Origin of the sequence: Mycobacterium sp. Root265, from assembly GCF_001428895.1 — a bacterium.
Lineage (GTDB): Bacteria > Actinomycetota > Actinomycetes > Mycobacteriales > Mycobacteriaceae > Mycobacterium.
The window spans coordinates 141,799-158,001 of record NZ_LMJA01000008.1; the positions used below are offsets into that span (position 1 = coordinate 141,799).

Annotated in this window: 13 protein-coding genes and 1 pseudogene; 6 read left to right on the forward strand and 8 right to left on the reverse strand. The window is 68.2% G+C overall.

The annotated features are described in order from the left end of the window. The first annotated feature begins 84 nt into the window (after positions 1 to 84). Positions 85 to 588, forward strand: coding sequence for a hypothetical protein (locus tag ASE48_RS10055; RefSeq protein WP_235570986.1), 504 nt, complete (start codon positions 85 to 87; stop codon positions 586 to 588). On the opposite strand, the gene ASE48_RS10060 is transcribed toward ASE48_RS10055, so the two are convergent. Continuing rightward, positions 543 to 2,066 carry an adenylate/guanylate cyclase domain-containing protein gene (locus tag ASE48_RS10060; RefSeq protein ID WP_057166926.1) on the reverse strand — a complete coding sequence of 508 codons (1,524 nt, stop codon included), beginning with the start codon at positions 2,064 to 2,066 and terminating at the stop codon, positions 543 to 545. The genes ASE48_RS10055 and ASE48_RS10060 overlap by 46 nt on opposite strands. 164 nt (positions 2,067 to 2,230) lie before the next feature. On the opposite strand from ASE48_RS10060, the gene ASE48_RS33105 reads away from it, so the two are divergent. Next, a complete protein-coding gene (locus tag ASE48_RS33105; RefSeq protein WP_200962123.1) occupies positions 2,231 to 3,586 on the forward strand; it encodes a histidine phosphatase family protein in 1,356 nt (451 codons plus the stop codon). A gap of 85 nt (positions 3,587 to 3,671) precedes the next feature. Beyond that, positions 3,672 to 4,514: an IclR family transcriptional regulator gene (locus ASE48_RS10070; RefSeq protein ID WP_235570988.1), complete on the forward strand. Its 843-nt coding sequence runs from the start codon at positions 3,672 to 3,674 to the stop codon at positions 4,512 to 4,514. Positions 4,515 to 4,521: 7 nt separating this feature from the next. On the opposite strand, the gene ASE48_RS33755 is transcribed toward ASE48_RS10070, so the two are convergent. Together ASE48_RS33755 and ASE48_RS33675 are read right to left on the reverse strand one after the other, a co-directional pair. After that, positions 4,522 to 5,379, reverse strand: coding sequence for an acyl-CoA dehydrogenase (locus ASE48_RS33755; RefSeq protein ID WP_327049646.1), 858 nt, complete (start codon positions 5,377 to 5,379; stop codon positions 4,522 to 4,524). Beyond that, a pseudogene (locus ASE48_RS33675) lies at positions 5,371 to 5,577 on the reverse strand (acyl-CoA dehydrogenase family protein); the annotation flags it as partial. The gene ASE48_RS33755 and the pseudogene ASE48_RS33675, both read right to left, overlap by 9 nt. A 91-nt stretch (positions 5,578 to 5,668) precedes the next feature. On the opposite strand from ASE48_RS33675, the gene ASE48_RS10080 reads away from it, so the two are divergent. Both ASE48_RS10080 and ASE48_RS10085 read left to right on the forward strand, forming a co-directional pair. Next, the gene (locus ASE48_RS10080) at positions 5,669 to 6,511 is read left to right on the forward strand and encodes a hypothetical protein (protein ID WP_156409130.1); all 843 of its coding nucleotides are present in this window, start codon (positions 5,669 to 5,671) and stop codon (positions 6,509 to 6,511) included. Between the two features lie 241 nt (positions 6,512 to 6,752). After that, complete coding sequence (locus tag ASE48_RS10085; protein WP_156409131.1) at positions 6,753 to 8,018, forward strand: hypothetical protein; 1,266 nt, start codon at positions 6,753 to 6,755, stop codon at positions 8,016 to 8,018. A 63-nt stretch (positions 8,019 to 8,081) separates the two neighbouring features. Here the strand turns inward: ASE48_RS10085 and groL are convergent, their stop codons facing one another. From groL to ASE48_RS10110, 5 genes are all read right to left on the reverse strand, one after another. Further along, positions 8,082 to 9,701: a chaperonin GroEL gene (gene groL, locus ASE48_RS10090; RefSeq protein WP_057166931.1), complete on the reverse strand. Its 1,620-nt coding sequence runs from the start codon at positions 9,699 to 9,701 to the stop codon at positions 8,082 to 8,084. 105 nt (positions 9,702 to 9,806) lie between these two features. Continuing rightward, a complete protein-coding gene (gene groES / locus ASE48_RS10095) occupies positions 9,807 to 10,109 on the reverse strand; it encodes a co-chaperone GroES (RefSeq protein WP_036421278.1) in 303 nt (100 codons plus the stop codon). Between the two features lie 157 nt (positions 10,110 to 10,266). After that, positions 10,267 to 11,850: a diol dehydratase reactivase ATPase-like domain-containing protein gene (locus ASE48_RS10100; RefSeq protein WP_057166932.1), complete on the reverse strand. Its 1,584-nt coding sequence runs from the start codon at positions 11,848 to 11,850 to the stop codon at positions 10,267 to 10,269. Continuing rightward, complete coding sequence (locus ASE48_RS10105) at positions 11,847 to 12,206, reverse strand: diol dehydratase small subunit (protein WP_057166933.1); 360 nt, start codon at positions 12,204 to 12,206, stop codon at positions 11,847 to 11,849. Before ASE48_RS10105 ends, ASE48_RS10100 begins: the two co-directional genes overlap by 4 nt. Continuing rightward, positions 12,203 to 14,479, reverse strand: a complete 2,277-nt coding sequence (locus ASE48_RS10110) for a propanediol/glycerol family dehydratase large subunit (protein ID WP_200962124.1) — start codon at positions 14,477 to 14,479, stop codon at positions 12,203 to 12,205. The genes ASE48_RS10105 and ASE48_RS10110 overlap by 4 nt, the downstream gene beginning before the upstream one ends. Positions 14,480 to 14,741: 262 nt before the next feature. On the opposite strand from ASE48_RS10110, the gene ASE48_RS10115 reads away from it, so the two are divergent. Then, entirely contained in the window at positions 14,742 to 16,175 is a 1,434-nt protein-coding gene (locus ASE48_RS10115; RefSeq protein WP_057166934.1) for an APC family permease, read from the forward strand. The last annotated feature ends 28 nt before the right edge of the window (positions 16,176 to 16,203 follow it).

Here is a 16,203-nt window from a genome sequence, read left to right on the forward strand (position 1 = left end):
ACCCGCCGGAGGGGCCATCCGTGACCGCTCGTGTAACTCCGGCACCCCCGGCGCCGATCAACTCTTGTGAACTCTTTCAGGCTCGTGGGCGCCACCGCGCTGGCAGCCGGCGCCCTTGTGAGCGCCGCACCGGCCCACGCCGCGCCGCTGCCCAGCTTCTGCGGGCCGGATGTTGTCGTCGACGGTGTCTGCAGCACGAGGTTGACCTCGGTGACAACCGATGTCGTCGACGGGACGATCACCGGGACACCGGTCGGCGGTGACGAGCCGATCACCCTCGCCGGACAGGGTGTCGCGTACCTGAAGTCCGACGGATTCGGCGATAGCCCGCCGGAGGCCGTCCAGAACTGGGACACCACGATCGAGCAGGTGAGCGGCCTGGACGTCTCCCCCGCCGATCCCAACTGGTACGGCAACGCCAAGGCCAGGGTGTTCCTGCCGAGAACCCTCAACGACCTGGCCACCCATTTCCCGCCGGACAGCCTGCGCGTCCGGTTCACCGCCGACGAGGCACAACCGGGCGTGTTCCAGCTGGTGTCCATTCAGCCGACGCTGCCCTGGGGGCCCGACGGCCGGCCCAGTCCGTAGACACGGACAGCGGTCGACTTACCTTTCAGCCCATGCGATCCCCGGTCGAGTAGGTCGGTGACAGGTGTATCCATGGCGCGAATTACCTTTTGTGTCAGCAGGATCGAATCGCCGGTGACTTTTGTCAGCTGTTCGACGCGCGCAGCGACGTTGACGGTGTCGCCGATCAACGCGAATTCCAGATGCCCGGAACAGCCGACGGTTCCGGCGATCACCTCACCGGTGTTGATACCGATCCCGATCCGCAGCGCGCCATCGAACCGTGCGGCGACCAGATCCTGAATCCTCAGCGCGCAACTCACCGCGGCATCCGCATGGCCGTCGAGGTCGTTCGGGGCGCCGAACACGATCATCGCTCCGTCGCCCAGAAACTTGTTGACATGGCCACCCGCGCCCACAACGGTCGGCACCACGATCTCGAACAGGGCATTGAGCCGGGCCACCGTGTCTTCGGCGGTGTTGGCCTCGGCGAACGGGGTGAAGTCACGGATATCGAGGAACAGCACGGTCACTTCACGACGCTCACCGCTGAACACGTCATCGCCCTGTGACAGCAGCCGCGCGGCCAGGACCGGATCGACGTAGGTACCGAATGCGACCTGAAGCCGTTGCCGCTCTTTCAGTCCCGCCTGCATGCGATTGAATGACGCTGCCAGCGCGCCGAGGTCGTCGTCTTGAACCACCGGCAGGCGCTGACCGTAGTCTCCGGACGCGACGCGTTGGGTTCCCTTCCCCAGATCGCGGATGGGTTCCAGCAGTGGCGAATAGGACGCCCACAACGCCGGCCCGACGACGAGCACCATTGCAGCGCCGAGCATGACCGCAAGCGCCGGGCCGTGTGTGCCGACGTCGAGGAGGTCACCCAACAGCGCACCGAGAACCGCGAACGCAAAACCCACCGCCAACATGGTCGCGTTGGTCCACGTCGCGAAGGTCACCCGGGAACGCGGGAACCGGTCGCCGATATCGGTACCCGCGATGATGGCCACCCGGGCCGGTCGCAACGCTCCCTCCACGTAGCTGTGCACCGTGATCAGCTGGCCTGCGGTGCCGGCGATGGCTCCCAGCGCCGCGTACTGGATGAGCCGCGACTCGCTCGCTCCGGCGATCGCCGCGACGCCGACGAACAGCGCCCCGGCCCACACGGCGGTGCCGATCACCGCCCGCGCGATCAGGCCGCGCCCGTACCGGTAGCTGGCGTGCAGTGCGGTCACCCGATCGACGTCGGCGCCCGCGGCCCACCGCTCGACGAGGCGTGCCGGTTCGTTGCCGGGACGGATCACGGCCAACAGGTACACCGGTACCGCGACCACGGTCAGGGCCGCCGCCGCCAGGTAGCGATCCGACTGTTCGAACGCGACGATGCACAACGACCAGGCCAGATAGACCGGCAGCGCGAGCGGCAACGTGACCACCCAACACGCCCACGAATACCTGGCGCCGTACCGGTCCCAGGTCCATCGCCAGATGCGATCCATGCCGAACAACGAAACACCCCCGGCGACCGGGCCGAGGGTGTTTTGACGCAGCGCACTCCCCCGGCGCTTCCCACAGGTCTCAGTGAGTGAGATCACACCTTGTTGGCCGTCCACCCCGAGAGCCACCGTGTGCTGTCTACTCCATCGGCAGGAAGAAGTACTCCATGAAGGATGCGTCCGGACCAGTCAGGTATTGGTCACGCCTGGGCACGCTGCTCGGCATCGCCCTGCTCTCGTCGGCCATGCTCATCGGCGCCGCGATCCCGGCCGCGGCGGCCGAGCTGATGCGGGTGACGTTCGTGCGCCACGGCCAGTCCGCGGGTAACGCCTCCGGGCTGATCGACACCTCCACCCCCGGCCCCGTACTGACTCCGACGGGACAGACCCAGTCCGAGGCCGTGGTGGGCAAGCTCGGCGTGAACAACTACGACGGCGTCTACGCCTCGACCATGCAGCGCACCCAGCTCACCGCCACGCCGCTCTCGAAGTACCTGCACCTGCCGATCCGGGTGCTGCCCGGCGTCCACGAGATCGAGGCCGGCATCTTCGAGGGCACCCCGGAGAGCGAGGCCGCCAACGGCTACGGCCGGTATCCGCTGGCATGGGCGCTGCAGGGCAACCGCGACCTGCGCATCCCCGGTTCCATCGACGGCAACGAGTTCGACGCACGCATGGACGGTTCGCTGCAGGAGATCTTCGACAACGGCGACCGCAATGCCGTGGTGTTCTCCCACGGCGGGGCGATCATGTTCTGGACCATGATGAACGCGACCAACCTCACGATGGAACAGAAGCTCGACCTGCTGCGCTACGCGCCGCTGAGCAACACGAATTACGTTGTCATCGAAGGTAATCCGGTAGACGGATGGAAGCTGGTGGACTGGAACGGCCAGAAATTCGCCCCCGACGCCACGCTGGCCGCCGAGGTGCGTCTGCAGCTGCGCACCCTGCAGCGCCAGCTGTCCGGTGCCGTCACCCAGGTGATGGCGTCGTTCGCGACGTTGAACCCGGCAAAGGTGCTCGCCGCGATCGCCGACAGCTTCTCGGACACCGTGGTCTCGATCGCCAAGTTCGCCGGCGCGGTGAACAACAAGCTGGCCACCGAGTGGGCCAAGAAGACCGAGCCGAGCGTCACGGTGCAGAGCGTCGCGACGGCGTCCATCGAGGAAAGCGCCCCTACGGTGGAGGACGAGACAACCACCGCAGCACGTCAGGCACCGAAAACGACTGCTGTGGTGAGCAACTCCGTCACCGAAGGTTCCGCCCCCAAGGCAGCGGTCGCCATCGCGGAGACGGTGACCGAGGAGGCCGCGCCCGTCGTCGAGTCGGAGACCCCCACCGAGACCGCCGCTTCGGAGACCCCGGAGGCCTCGGAGGCCGAAGCGGTCGAGGTGCCCACGACGGCCAAGCCGGCCAAGGCCCCGCGGACGGCCAAGTCGGCATTGAGCGGTGCGACCACCGCCAAGAAGGCTTCCGCGGGTAGCCCGCGGGCCAAGGCAGGCGCGAGCAGCGCCGGCTGACCAACCCGAGAAGAGATTCCCTGTCATCGACTTCGATGGCAGGGAATCTCTGTGAGGCAAGGACACGCCTCGATACAGTGAGACCGTGCCGCGGGGTGACAGTACGACCAGCCCTCCGGCATCGATGGTCGCGCGGGTGGCGCTGATCGTGAACGCGTTCGACCGGGCCGGCACGGTGCTCCGTCTGGACCAGGTCGTCGACCGCACCGGACTTCCGCGCTCCTCGACGCACCGCATCCTCAACCAGCTGCACGATGCCGGCCTGTTGCAGCACACCCCGGACGGATACTCCTTGGCCGCATCCGCGCTGCCGGCTGCGGGCGCCATCGACCATTCGCAGCTCCGCAGCATCGCCTCTCCGGTGCTGGAACGGCTGCACGCCGACACCGCGCTCGTCGTGCACCTCGGAGTGCTGGCCGCCGCCGACGTGGTCTATCTCGACAAGGTGGCCGGTGGCGGTGGTGCCGCGGTGCCCACCCGGGTGGGTGGCCGGACCCCCGCGCACGCCAGCGCACTGGGCAAGACGATGCTCGCGCGCCTGCGCGCCGAAGACGTCGACAAGACCCTGGACAAGCAGCTGCGCAAGTGCACCCCGTCGACGATCGCCGACCTGCCCACCCTGCACCAGGAACTGGCCAGGATCCGGTCCAGGCGTGGAATCGCCTACGACGACCAGGAACTCGCGGTCGGCCTGTCCAGCGTCGCCGCCCCGATCACCATGTCGGGCACCGAGGTCGCCGGACTGTCGCTCACCGGGGCGGTGCCCGCGCAGCATCTGGCCCGGGTCGCGCCGTTTCTGTCCCGTTCCGCCAACGGCATCTCCGAGCGGCTGGGCAGCGCCGCCACCGAGCACAGCGATATGGAGGCCGTCACCGACGACATGTTGTCGCGGGTGCTGCGCACGCTGGCCTCCGACGCGTGGGTCTGAGCGGCGCTCACCACATCAGATCGTCGACGGCGATGCCCACCGAGTGCCGGCCCACCACCGTCAGCACCTGCTCGACATTGCTGGCCACGTGCATGCGCGCGGTCTGGACGTCCCGCCAGATCCTCTCCAGCAGTGACTCATCCGCGCCGGGGCCGGGGTCGTCGATGACCGCACCGACGGCGCGCAGCGCACGATCGGATGCCATCACCTGATCGCGCCTGGTCCGCAGCATCAACTCGGCATCCGGATATCGTTCGGCGCGAACGCAATCGAGCTGCTCGGCCACATTGCGCCGGATCTGCATCATCGACAGTTCGATGTCCGCACGACCCGGCGTGGCGGGTGTCCCCTCACTGTCGAGTATGCGTTGGGCCGCACCGAGCAACGGCATCGTCCCGGCCAGGGTATAGAGCGTCGGCTGGGGCAGCCGCTGTAATGCGGGCACTGCAGGATCGGCCACCATGTCGAGCCAGCTGAACGCCCGGTACTCCGGGACGAAGACATCGGTGACGATGACGTCGTCGGCGCCGATTCCGCGCAGCCCCAATCCATTCCACGTCGGTTGTACCGTGTAGTCGCTGCGCGGGACCAGTACCGCCATGAAGTCCTGCGCCGCGCCGTCGGCGCCCACCTTCAGCGCGGCCACACTCAGCCAGGACGCGTAGGGCGCTCCCGTGCACCGGGCCCAGCGGCCGCTGAGCCGGTAGCCGCCGGGTACCCGTTCCAGCCGTCCGGTGGGTGCATAGGACGAGCACAGCAGGGTCCGCGGATCGTCATCCCAGAGCTCTTGCAGCACCCGCGCGTCGCGGACCGACAATCCCCAGTTGTTCACCGCCAACCAGCCCGCCAGCCAGCCCGTCGACATGCACGCCGAGGACAGCTCGCGGGTGGCCGTCAGGTAGATGTCGGGGTCGGCATCCAGGCCACCGAAGTCCGGGGGTTGCAGCAGTGCAAAGTATCCGGCGTCGTGCAGCCTGGCGATCACCACACGGTCGACCGCACCCGTGCGGTCGACATCGGCGGCGGCCGCGGCGACCTCGGGCAGCAGGTCACGGACCGAACTGAGGACAGACTGCGACGTACTCTCCCTCGCCCTCGGGTTCGGCGTGCAACGATCGTGTGTATATCAGTCCCCGACAGCGCTGGAGGTGGATATGCCGCAATCGGCCGTCCACGACGGCGTCGACGGTTCGCACGCATACCGCTTGATGCAGCCGCCGGCGCACGACGGCCTCGGGCTTTCCCGAGACGAATTCATCGGGGCGGTAGGTGACATCGCGGCCACCGATGGATCGCTCGGCTGGCTGGCAGGCAGTTACGGCGTCGCCGCGGTGGCGCTGGCGCCCGAGGCGGTTGACAGGGTGTGGGGTACCCGTCCGGACGCGCTGGTGGCCATCGCCCACCACGGGTCGGCCATGGTGGAGAGGGGCCGGCTGACCGGGCGCTGGGGGTCCGTCGTCGGCGCGGAACGCGCCGATTGGTTTCTCCTCAGCTGCGACGGCCGGCTGCTGTTGGTTCCGAGGATCCACGTCGACGTCGACGCCCACCTCCGACCCGCCGACCTTTCCGGTGCGGGGATCGGCGACGTGACGGTCAGCGACTTCGCGATCGACGACCGCGACACCGCCGTGGCCGACCCTGTGATGGCCGCGGCAACGGCCGCCTCGGTCGTGGTCGGTTCCGCTCTGGGCGGATGGCGCCGGCACGTCGAGCAGGTGCGCGCCCGGCTGGCGATCTCCTACGGCGGTGACGAGATCACCGATGAGGCCGCCGCCCAGATCGCCCGTACCGCATCAGACCTCGATGCGTCGCGACTGCAGATTTCGACCGCGGGTTTGTCCGGGGTGGCGCCGTACGCACAGGCCATCGCCAGAGCGCGTGCCGCGGCGGACCGCCTGATGGCGAGCAGCCGACACGCTCTCGATGCGTCAGACCCGGTGACGGCCGCCTGGCGTGATGTGCACGCGGGCTGCCGGCTGGCCACCGCGTTGATGTGATTCGGCACCTCCGCCCCGGCGACGGTCCGGAACTGGGACACCATCAACGGGCAGGTCAGTGACCTCGACGCCGCCAGCGCAGCCCCCAATCGGTACTGCAACGCCGTGGACACACGATCGATCCCTTAGATCCATTGACGGATCCGTAAACCGGCCGCAAGATTGAGCCCTGCTGTGAGGTAGGCGCCGTTGATCTTCGTCGATGGCAGCGGGCAGACGGCGTTACCGCGAGGAGACTGGGATGGTTACGCGTATCCACCTGGCTGCGGGTGCCTGCCTTCTGTCCGCCGGACTCGTGCTGGGCAGCATCAACGGTGCGGTCGCACTGGCGGAGTCCGGCGACCCGTCTCCGTCGGATGCGGGCCAGAGCACCAGCCGCGACGGCGAGGCCGACCAGACCCCATCGACCGATGCACAGACCGAGTCGCAGTCTGCCGACGGCGCCGGCACCGACGACCCGAACGATGACGCTTCCACCCCATCGGCTGACGATCACGAGGATGGTCGGACTCGCTCACTCATCTCCGCTTTCGCCGATCTATCGGATGGCGCGACAGCCGCTGACACAGAACCCGCCGAGACAACAGAGAACGCGAGCGCCGATCCGGTCGTCGATATCCCAGCTGCCGCCGACTTCGGGAGCGGCCAGGAGACGACCGTGGCCGAGACCCACAGCTCGGAGTCCGCCGAACCCGCATCATCAGCGACTTCGCAGAACGCGAGCGAATCGACGTCGCACGTCTCGATCGGCAGCGAGCCGGACCCCGCGATACAGGCCGATCCGACGCCGCCTCCCGACGCCGTGGCCGCCCCAGCGCCGCCGGCAGCCGCGGCCGCGGCGCCGCCGGCCCCGGTTCCATCGATCGCGGCCATGAACATCGGCGAAGCCGTCGCCTATCTCGTGCAGACGCTGGCGACCGCGGCACTCGACGTCGTCAACGCCATCTTCCAACTGGTCGCGGACCTGCGTGCCACGCTGGGCATCCCATCGACGGGCCAAGGGCAGCAGGGCCACGCCTACCCGTCGAACGCAGTCCTGCTGCACGATTCGATAGCGGTACTCCTGAAGAAGATCCTGTCGCATTCGTGGTCGCCGACGATGGCATCTTCGGCTCTGGACCGTGCCCTCGCGGCCGGTGTCGGGCTGATGTCATGGATGACGCTGTTGCAACCCGCCACCGCGGCATTCACCGACCCGCGGTCCGACTGCGCGCAGCCCGGCCCGATTCGGGGAGTGATCACTGCCATGGCAGCGATATCGCTGTGGGCGCTGCTCGCTGCCGCGATGCCCGGGCTCGGCGGCCTTTTGGCATTCGCAGCGACCGGCATGCGGATCGGCTACCGCCAGGCACATGCGCGGATGGCCTTGCGCACAACGGCATTGGCGCAATTCGTCCGCGCCGGACCGATCGGGATCGTACGTGAGGGCGCTTCGGTTTCCCTCCACTCGCGTTCCGCTCCCGGCGACCATCCGCGCTGGGGTCAGCACCTCAAACTCGTCTCCTGACCCAGTCCGGTGAACGAAAACACCCCCGGCCCAACAGGACCGGGGGTGTCTCGTAGCTACTACCTAGTGAGCGTGGCCGTGATGGCCGTGGCCGTGATCCTCTTCCTCGACCGGCTTCTCGACGACAGCCGTCTCGGTGGTGAGAATCATGCGCGCCACCGACGCGGCGTTCAGAACCGCCGAGCGGGTGACCTTGACCGGGTCCACGATGCCCTCGGCGAGCAGATCGCCGTAGGTCAGGGTGGCGGCGTTGAAGCCCTGCCCGTTGGGCAGCTCGCCGACCTTGTTCACCACGACAGCGCCGTCGAGCCCGGCGTTGGTGGCGATCCAGAACAGCGGTGCCGACAGCGCCGAGGAGAACACCTCGAGGCCGAGCAGCTCGTCGCCGGTCAGCGATCCGCGCAGCGCGTCCAGTTCCTTGCGGGCCTGCACGAGTGCCGCGCCACCACCGGTGACGATGCCCTCTTCGACCGCAGCCTTCGCCGCCGCGACGGCGTCCTCGACGGCTTCCTTGCGCTTCTTCAGGTCAGTCTCGGTGGCCGCGCCGACCTTGATGACCGCGACGCCGCCGGACAGCTTGGCGAGGCGCTCTTCGAGCTTCTCGCGGTCCCAATCCGAATCGGTGGCCTCGATCTCCGAGCGCAGCTGCGACTTGCGGCCTTCGATGGCCTCCTGGGTGCCCGCGCCGTCGACGATGACGGTGCTGTCCTTGGACACCACCACCCGTCGCGCCGAGCCCAGCACGTCGAGTCCGGCCTCGCGCAGCACCAGACCCACATCCGGGTTCACCACCTGTGCGGCGGTGACAACCGCCAGGTCGTCCAGGAACGCTTTGCGACGATCACCGAAGAACGGCGCCTTCACGGCGACGGCCTTGAGCGTCTTGCGGATGGCGTTGACGACCAGCGTCGACAGCGCTTCACCCTCGACGTCCTCGGCGATGATCAGCAGCGGCTTGCCCGACTCGGCGACCTTCTCCAGCAGCGGCAGCAGGTCCGGCAGGGAGCTGATCTTGTCGCGGTGCAGCAGCACCAGGGCGTCCTCGAGCACCGCTTCCTGCGAATCGAAGTCGGTGATGAAGTACGCCGAGGTGAAGCCCTTGTCGAAGCCGACACCCTCGGTGACCTCGAGCGCGGTCTCCAGCGTCGAGGACTCCTCGACCGTGACGACGCCGTCTGCGCCGACCTGGGTCATGGCCTCGCCGACCAGATCGCCGACGACCTCGTCGCGAGAGGACACGGTGGCAACCTGAGCGATGGCCTTCTTGTCGCTGACCGGCGTGGCGGCGGCCAGCAGCGCCTCCGACACGGTGTCGGCGGCCTTGCTGATGCCCGCGCCCAGGGCGATCGGGTTGGCACCGGCCGCAACGTTGCGCAGGCCGGCCTTCACGATGGCCTGGGCGAGCACGGTGGCAGTGGTGGTGCCGTCACCGGCAACGTCGTTGGTCTTGGTGGCCACCGACTTGACCAGCTGGGCACCCAGGTTCTCGAACGGGTCTTCCAGGTCGATCTCGCGGGCGATGGTGACACCGTCATTGGTCACCACGGGTCCGCCGAAGGCCTTGGCCAGCACCACGTGGCGGCCACGCGGGCCGAGCGTGACGCGGACGGCATCGGCGAGCTTGTCGACGCCGGCCTCCAGGGCGCGACGCGCAGTTTCATTGAATTCGATCTGCTTGCTCATAAATGTCCTTTGATGTGCCGAACCCCCGGTGCACCGGGGGCAATGCATACCGCCCCGGACGTCACCCGCTCAAACGCGGGGACATCCGGGGCGGTACACGGGTGCTTACTTGTTGACGACAGCCAGCACGTCACGCGCGGAGAGGATCAGGTACTCCTCGCCGCCGTACTTGATCTCGGTGCCGCCGTACTTGCTGTAGATGACGGTGTCACCTTCGGCAACGTCCAGGGGGATCCGCTTCTCGCCATCCTCGTCCCAGCGGCCGGGGCCAACTGCGACGACGGTGCCTTCCTGCGGCTTTTCCTTGGCGGTGTCGGGGATGACCAGACCGGATGCGGTCGTGGTCTCGGCCTCGTTGGCCTGTACGAGGATCTTGTCCTCGAGTGGCTTGATGTTGACTGCCACGATGGGAGCCCTCCACTTTGTTGGGTATAGGAATCCGGATCGGATCCGGGTCCTCAATGGTTTTCAGGTGTTCGGCATGCGTCCGTACCTACGCTCCGTCGTCGCGGGTGCCGGTGCTGCGGTTGGTCGCTTGCCACCTAGCACTCTATACATGAGAGTGCTAGCACTCAAGGTTGGGTTGTGCAGGAGGATCGTCCGCGGCTGCCAGCACGACGAGCCCGTATGCCACGGCGAAGCGGTGACCCAACCCACCGCCGACGTTCCCGCGTCCCACCGTGACGTCGCGACCGAACCGCTCGGCCAGTGCCCGGACGAGTTCGTCATCGCCCGCTCCCCCGCCGACGAGCAGCACCGCGGTCGCACCGGGGGCCACCTGCTGCACACCGCGGGTCACATTGCCGCCGATCACCAGGCGCTTGGCCGCCAGCCGCCAGCTACGCCACTCCGCACCGGTGAGCGCGGACGTGAACGGCAGCAGCCCGCTGGGCGCGGTCGTCAGCAGCCAGCCCGTGCAGCGGCCGTCGATCGGGGTGTCCAGGAACCGGCGCCGGCCGTGTTCGTCCTCGACCAGTTGCACCGTGACCGCGGTGACCGCTTCCGTGCGTTTGGCGTACTCAGCGGCGCTCGTCGAGATGTCCAGCGCCGCCGCCGTCGCCGTCGTGAGAAGTTGCCCGGCGCCCGGCAGCACCACCCGGTCACGGTCGACCACGACGTCGACGGTGCCGCCTCCGACGTCCACGACCACGACATCCGCCGGCAGACCCGGGGTGGTGAGTGCACCTGCCCGCGCCGCCTCGGCCTCGGAGTCGATGCGCGTGACGGGCACGCCCAGTGCCTCGGCGAGCACGTCGGCATCCGCGGGCGGTCCGCCGTCGCCGCCCATCACCGCCATCACCAGACTGTCGACGGAAACCGCTCCGCGGCGCGAATTCGCTTGTGCGGCAATTTCAGCCAAGTTGACTACATGTGCTGTCCCGGAAGGCAGTTCGGGTGCCGGCGCCGGCTCGGCCGCGGTGGGCGAGCTGCGCAGTATCACCACGGCACACACACTGTCGAACAACTGATCGGCGACGACACGGGCGTCGGTGCGCTCGTCGTCGCCCAGACCGAACACATCAGCCAGCCAGAACGCATCGGTGAGCTGATGCAGCGGCGACACACCCTCCCGCACTTCGACGGCCACCAGCTCGGCCGACAGCACCACCTCCACATCGACGTCATCGACGACCGGCACGGCGGTCGCCAGCCGGTTGGACACCAGCACGGCCTCGTCATTGGCGGTGAGGACAGCAGCGACGGTGCGGCCTGCCGCGACAGCGGCGTTCACCATCTCGGCCACCGCGGCGTAGCCGTGTTCGGTTCCCGCGCAGGCGATGACGGGGCGGTCCGGGTCCGCTCCGCCGAGACGTTCGACCGGCACCGGAACGCCGAATCCCGCGGCGTCACCGGCCGTGGTCGCCGCCGACCGGGTGACGATGGCGAGTCGGCCGGTGCGCTGCGCCTGCACCTGGACACGCTCGACGCTGGAGTGCACGGGACGGGTCGGCGCGAAAGCCGCCCGCTCGATGGTCAGTCCGTGCTTGTCCGCCAGCCGCCGGACCAGTTGCGCGGCCCCATGGACCGCCCGCACGGAGCCCTTGCCGCCCCGCGTCGGGGTGCGCGCATTCGCCAGGACTTCCAGATCACGGCACAACACCACCTCGGTGGTCGCATTGCCGATGTCCACACCGGCCCACACGGTCATCGCAGCAGGCCGCGCCGCCGATACACGACCGCAGCCTCGCGTACCAGCGCGGCGCAGGTGGGTGCCTCGTGCGCGTCGAGACGCCCGGCCAACTCCTCCAGGTCGTCGAACGTCGAACGACCGGGACGCAGCGCTTCGTAGGCCGCCAGCATGTCCTCGGCGCTCAGCGCCGTCATCTCGGCGGCGCGACGCAGGTTCAGGCCCAGCTGGAGCGACCCGCTGCGCTCGGCGTTCTCCGCCTGCTTCAGCAGGGTCTCGCGACTGATGCGGATGTCGTCCAGGACGAGGTCGCCGTTACAGGCGGCCTCGACGGTGACCTCGGTGACGCTGCGTCCCGAGTGCGAAAGCGTGCTCATCGCGTGAACTCCATGTCCATGTGCTGGGGGCGTTCGTTGCCATGCAGGGACTGGCATTCGGCCCGCTCGATGGCAACCATCGACACGACCCGTGTGTGATAGCGCGCCGTGATCGCCTCGTCGCTGTAGGCGTTGCGCATGGGCGATGGTGTGGTGCCCTTGGCGTGCCGGCCGGCGTTGATCCCGATGATGCGGTACATCTCCGGGGTGATGAGCGGTGCCACACTGAGCAGTTCCAGGTTGGCCAACGGCGGCAGGTCACGTCGGTGGATCAACGTGGTGCCCTTGGCCTGTAGGCCCACCCCGATGCCGGACCCGGACAGCCCGGCGGCCGATTTGCCGATCGCGCCGAGATCGATGCTGTCGGCGATCCGGACCAGCCGTGGCACACACTTCTCCTCCTCCAGGCCGGCCAGGATCTGCTCGAGGGCGTCATAGACCGTCATCCCCGACAGCGTGCGAAACAGGCTGGCGCCGAACGCGGGTGACAGCCCGACGACGACCTCGCGCGGGTCCGTGCCCACGTGGGACGGACCGAGTACCCGCAGCCGTTCCGGCTCGGCGAACCTCGCCTGCTCGCGGACGAGGTCGGTCACCGAACGGGCCTGTCGCACCGCGTCGATCTGGGCCTGCCGCTCGGGGGTGGGCCGGTACCCGGTTCCGGGACCGCGATAGTCATTCGGATCCTCCAGCGCGGACAGCACGTTCATCTCCTCGTCGAAGATGGCGGCCGTCTGCAGGTAGTCGCCGATCACGCGGGCCCGCGACATGCCCAGCACCCGGTCGGCCAGGTCGGTGAATCCGGTCTCGGCGAGCGCGGTGACGACGTCGAGTACCGTCAGCCCCGACTGGTCGATCATTCGGGCGGCGCTGAGGATCTTCACGCCGTCGTTCTCGGGCAGATCCTTCGAACCCGCCGCCCCGACAACGGCTTCCACGTGGTCGTCGTCGAAGTCGGCCAACCCCAGGTACTCGAACACCGCACGGGTGGCCTCGGCGGCCTGTCGGCGCATCGCCTCCAGCGTCGTCGGATCACAGGACCGCAGCCCGCCGTCGACCCCCCAGTCCCGCTGCATCACCAGGTAGTCGTCCAGGTCGTCGGCATTGAAGTTGGACGGCCCGAACATGTTGTCGTAGGAGACCACCGAACCGAAGCCGGAGAAGATGAAGTCCGATCCCGACAGCAACGTCGGCAGCGTGCGACTGGTGCGGCGCATGGTCGACTCGCTCATCAACGAGTCGTTCCCGCTGCAGGATTCGAGCCCACGCAACATGACCATCAGGTTCTCGGCATGGAGTTCCTTGACGCCGCCGGGCACCGAGGCGGTGATCGCCGCCCCGTCGACCCCGCCATTCTGCACCCCCTGGGCGCCGATGCCCTTGGCCAGCGCGACACAGCGGGCCTCCAGGTAGTTCATCGACTTGCCCTCGGCGGCGCCCATCAGCACCTCCGACCCGGCGCCGCTGGACAGCCGCATCTTGATGCCGCGCGACGCATAGGACGATGTCAGGAACGCCTTGGACCACGGGGTGTCGTCGCCGTCGGTGAAGACCTGCTCGGTGCCGTAGACCGATACCGTCTCGGCGTACGAGACCAGCCCGCGCACACCGAGTTCCAGCTCGCGCGCTTCCTCGACCGAGCACTGCGTCAACGCCCCCGGCGCCGGCACCTGCGAACCGATCAGCAACCCGATCGCCACCGCGGGCGCGTCGTCGAGCACCGGCACGGTCGCCTCGAGCTCCCGGAAGCCGTACACGACGGCGGTGGCGGCGTCGGCCGCGATGAGCAGCGGGTCGTCGAGGCGGTTGGTGACGTGCGCCTGGTTGGCCGGGGTGCGCCGCGCCCGCATCTTCATCATCGCCATCTGGATCTCGACGGGGTGCAGGCCCGCCACCACCCGGGCCATCTTGGCCGGGGTCAGCCCCGAGCACACCTTCAGCACGTCCGCGCGCGGCACGTTCGAGTCGACGATGAGCCGAGCCACGTCGACCTCCGACATCGCCATCGACTCACGCGCCTGGGTGTGATCGACGGCGTAACGCACCACGAACTCGTCGATGGTGTCGAAATCCGCGGCCGGGGTGGAGTCCATCTCCAGCACCGTGCCGTCGTCGTCCACCACCCAGGACGGTTCCGGGTCGTGCGGGGAGAGATGAGAGATCATGCCCAGCGCGGGGTTCGGTTCGGCGAAGCCGTCGAGGTTGACGCGTTGCTCGTCGAGCAGACGAATGCGGCCGAGCCGGCGATCCGGTTCGGGTTCGGGGCTGTTCACGGGTGGCCTCTCTACATCGCTGGTGGACATCTCGTCGCGTGGACACAGCATCAGCCCGGGCGGTGCAACGGACAACGGTATGCCGCGACCTTCCAACAACATGTGTGAGAACGACACATCTTCACCCGCCGATGGTGTGAGCCGATTACAACAAGATGTTGGAAAGTGACGCAGACCTCTGGCAGACGTCCCGACCGTCTCGCAGACTTTCCCCGAACTCGGAGCCGACGAACCGTGGCTCCGCGCCCAGAGGAGGTTCACCATGTCCGAAACTGTCAACACGGGCGACACGCGCAGCGGCGCAAAGCCACCGGGTACCCGCGGCCACCTGCGCGGCAACCTGGGCGTGCCGGCGATCGTGCTGATGGTGGTGGCCGCGGCGGCACCGCTGTCGACCGTCGGCGGCAACGTCCCGATCGCCATGGCGCTCGGCGACTCCACCGGCATCCCGGTGGCGTTCCTGGTGGCCGGCGTGATCTTCCTGCTGTTCGCCGCGAGCTTCGTGGCCATGTCGAAGTACGTGAGCGACACCGGCGCCTTCTACGCCTACATCCAGAAGGGCCTCGGCAAAGCCGTCGGTACCGGTGCGGCGGTGCTGGCGCTGCCCGCCTACATGGCGACGCTGCTGGCGGTCGCCGCCTACGACGGCGTCATCCTGTCCAGTCTGCTGGAGATCGTCGGCGGTCCGGCCGTGCCGTGGTGGGTGCTGACCGGTCTGGTGCTGCTGATCATCGCGTTCCTCGGCTACCGCGACATCGATCTCAGCGCGAAGGTGCTGGGCGTCTTCCTGGTTTCGGAGGTCGCCATCCTCGTGGTGCTCGACTTCGTCATCGTGGTGCAGGGCGGCGACAAGGGCATCACCGGCGACTCATTCACCCCGTCCGGCATCTCGGGCGCCTTCGGCATCGCGCTGCTCTACGCCCTGTGGGGTTTCGTCGGCGTGGAGGCCACGGCCGTGTTCCGGGACGAGGCAAGGGATCCCGACCGGACCGTCCCGCGCGCCACGTACTGGGCAGTGGGCATCGTGGCCAGCTTCTACGCCTTCTCCAGCTGGGCTCTCGTCGAGGGCAACGGCGGCAACGACGCCATCCAGGTCGCCAAGGACGACCCGGACAACTTCATGGTCAACACCGCCGAGAAGTACCTCGGCATCCTCGGCAAGGACCTCACCACCCTGTTCTGGTTCGTCAGCGTGTTCGCGTGCGCGCTCGCCTTCCACAACATCTGCGCGCGGTACACCTTCGTGCTGGGCCGGGACAACGTGCTGCCGAAGAAGTTGGGCGAGGTGCACCCCAAACTGGGTTCGCCGGCCAACGCCTCGGTCCTGATCACCGTGCTGTCGATCGTGCTCATGGGGACGTTCGCCGCGATCGGCCTCGACCCGGTGCTGCAGATCTTCGGTCCGCTGGGCGGGCTGGGTATCTGGGGGCTGTCGATCCTGTGGCTGCTGACCACGATCTCGGTCGGGCTCTTCTTCAAGCGGCGCGGCGGGCCGGCCAACATCATCGTGCTGGCCGTCGTGGCGACGATCGTCCTGGCGCTGGCGGTGGCGTTGATCATCGCGAACCTGACGCTGGTCGTCGGCGGCTCCACCACGCTGGCCATCATCTTCGGCATCGCGCCGGTGGTGTTCCTGGCGATCGGCGCCGCCTTGAGCGGCCGGGCACCGGACGACCTGTCGGCCCCCGCACCCTGATCGCGAAGAGCGCCCTCGGCACCTCGCG

Bases quoted from the DNA above. Each gene is read 5' to 3' on its own strand.
- ASE48_RS10060 (WP_057166926.1), bottom strand. From the start codon at position 2,066: ATGGATCGCATCTGGCGATGGACCTGGGACCGGTACGGCGCCAGGTAT.
- ASE48_RS10085 (WP_156409131.1), top strand. From the start codon at position 6,753: ATGGTTACGCGTATCCACCTGGCTGCGGGTGCCTGCCTTCTGTCCGCC.
- ASE48_RS10100 (WP_057166932.1), bottom strand. From the start codon at position 11,850: ATGACCGTGTGGGCCGGTGTGGACATCGGCAATGCGACCACCGAGGTG.
- groL (WP_057166931.1), bottom strand. From the start codon at position 9,701: ATGAGCAAGCAGATCGAATTCAATGAAACTGCGCGTCGCGCCCTGGAG.
- ASE48_RS10080 (WP_156409130.1), top strand. From the start codon at position 5,669: ATGCCGCAATCGGCCGTCCACGACGGCGTCGACGGTTCGCACGCATAC.
- ASE48_RS10105 (WP_057166933.1), bottom strand. From the start codon at position 12,206: ATGAGCACGCTTTCGCACTCGGGACGCAGCGTCACCGAGGTCACCGTC.
- ASE48_RS10115 (WP_057166934.1), top strand. From the start codon at position 14,742: ATGTCCGAAACTGTCAACACGGGCGACACGCGCAGCGGCGCAAAGCCA.
- ASE48_RS33105 (WP_200962123.1), top strand. From the start codon at position 2,231: ATGAAGGATGCGTCCGGACCAGTCAGGTATTGGTCACGCCTGGGCACG.
- ASE48_RS33755 (WP_327049646.1), bottom strand. From the start codon at position 5,379: ATGTCGACGGGCTGGCTGGCGGGCTGGTTGGCGGTGAACAACTGGGGA.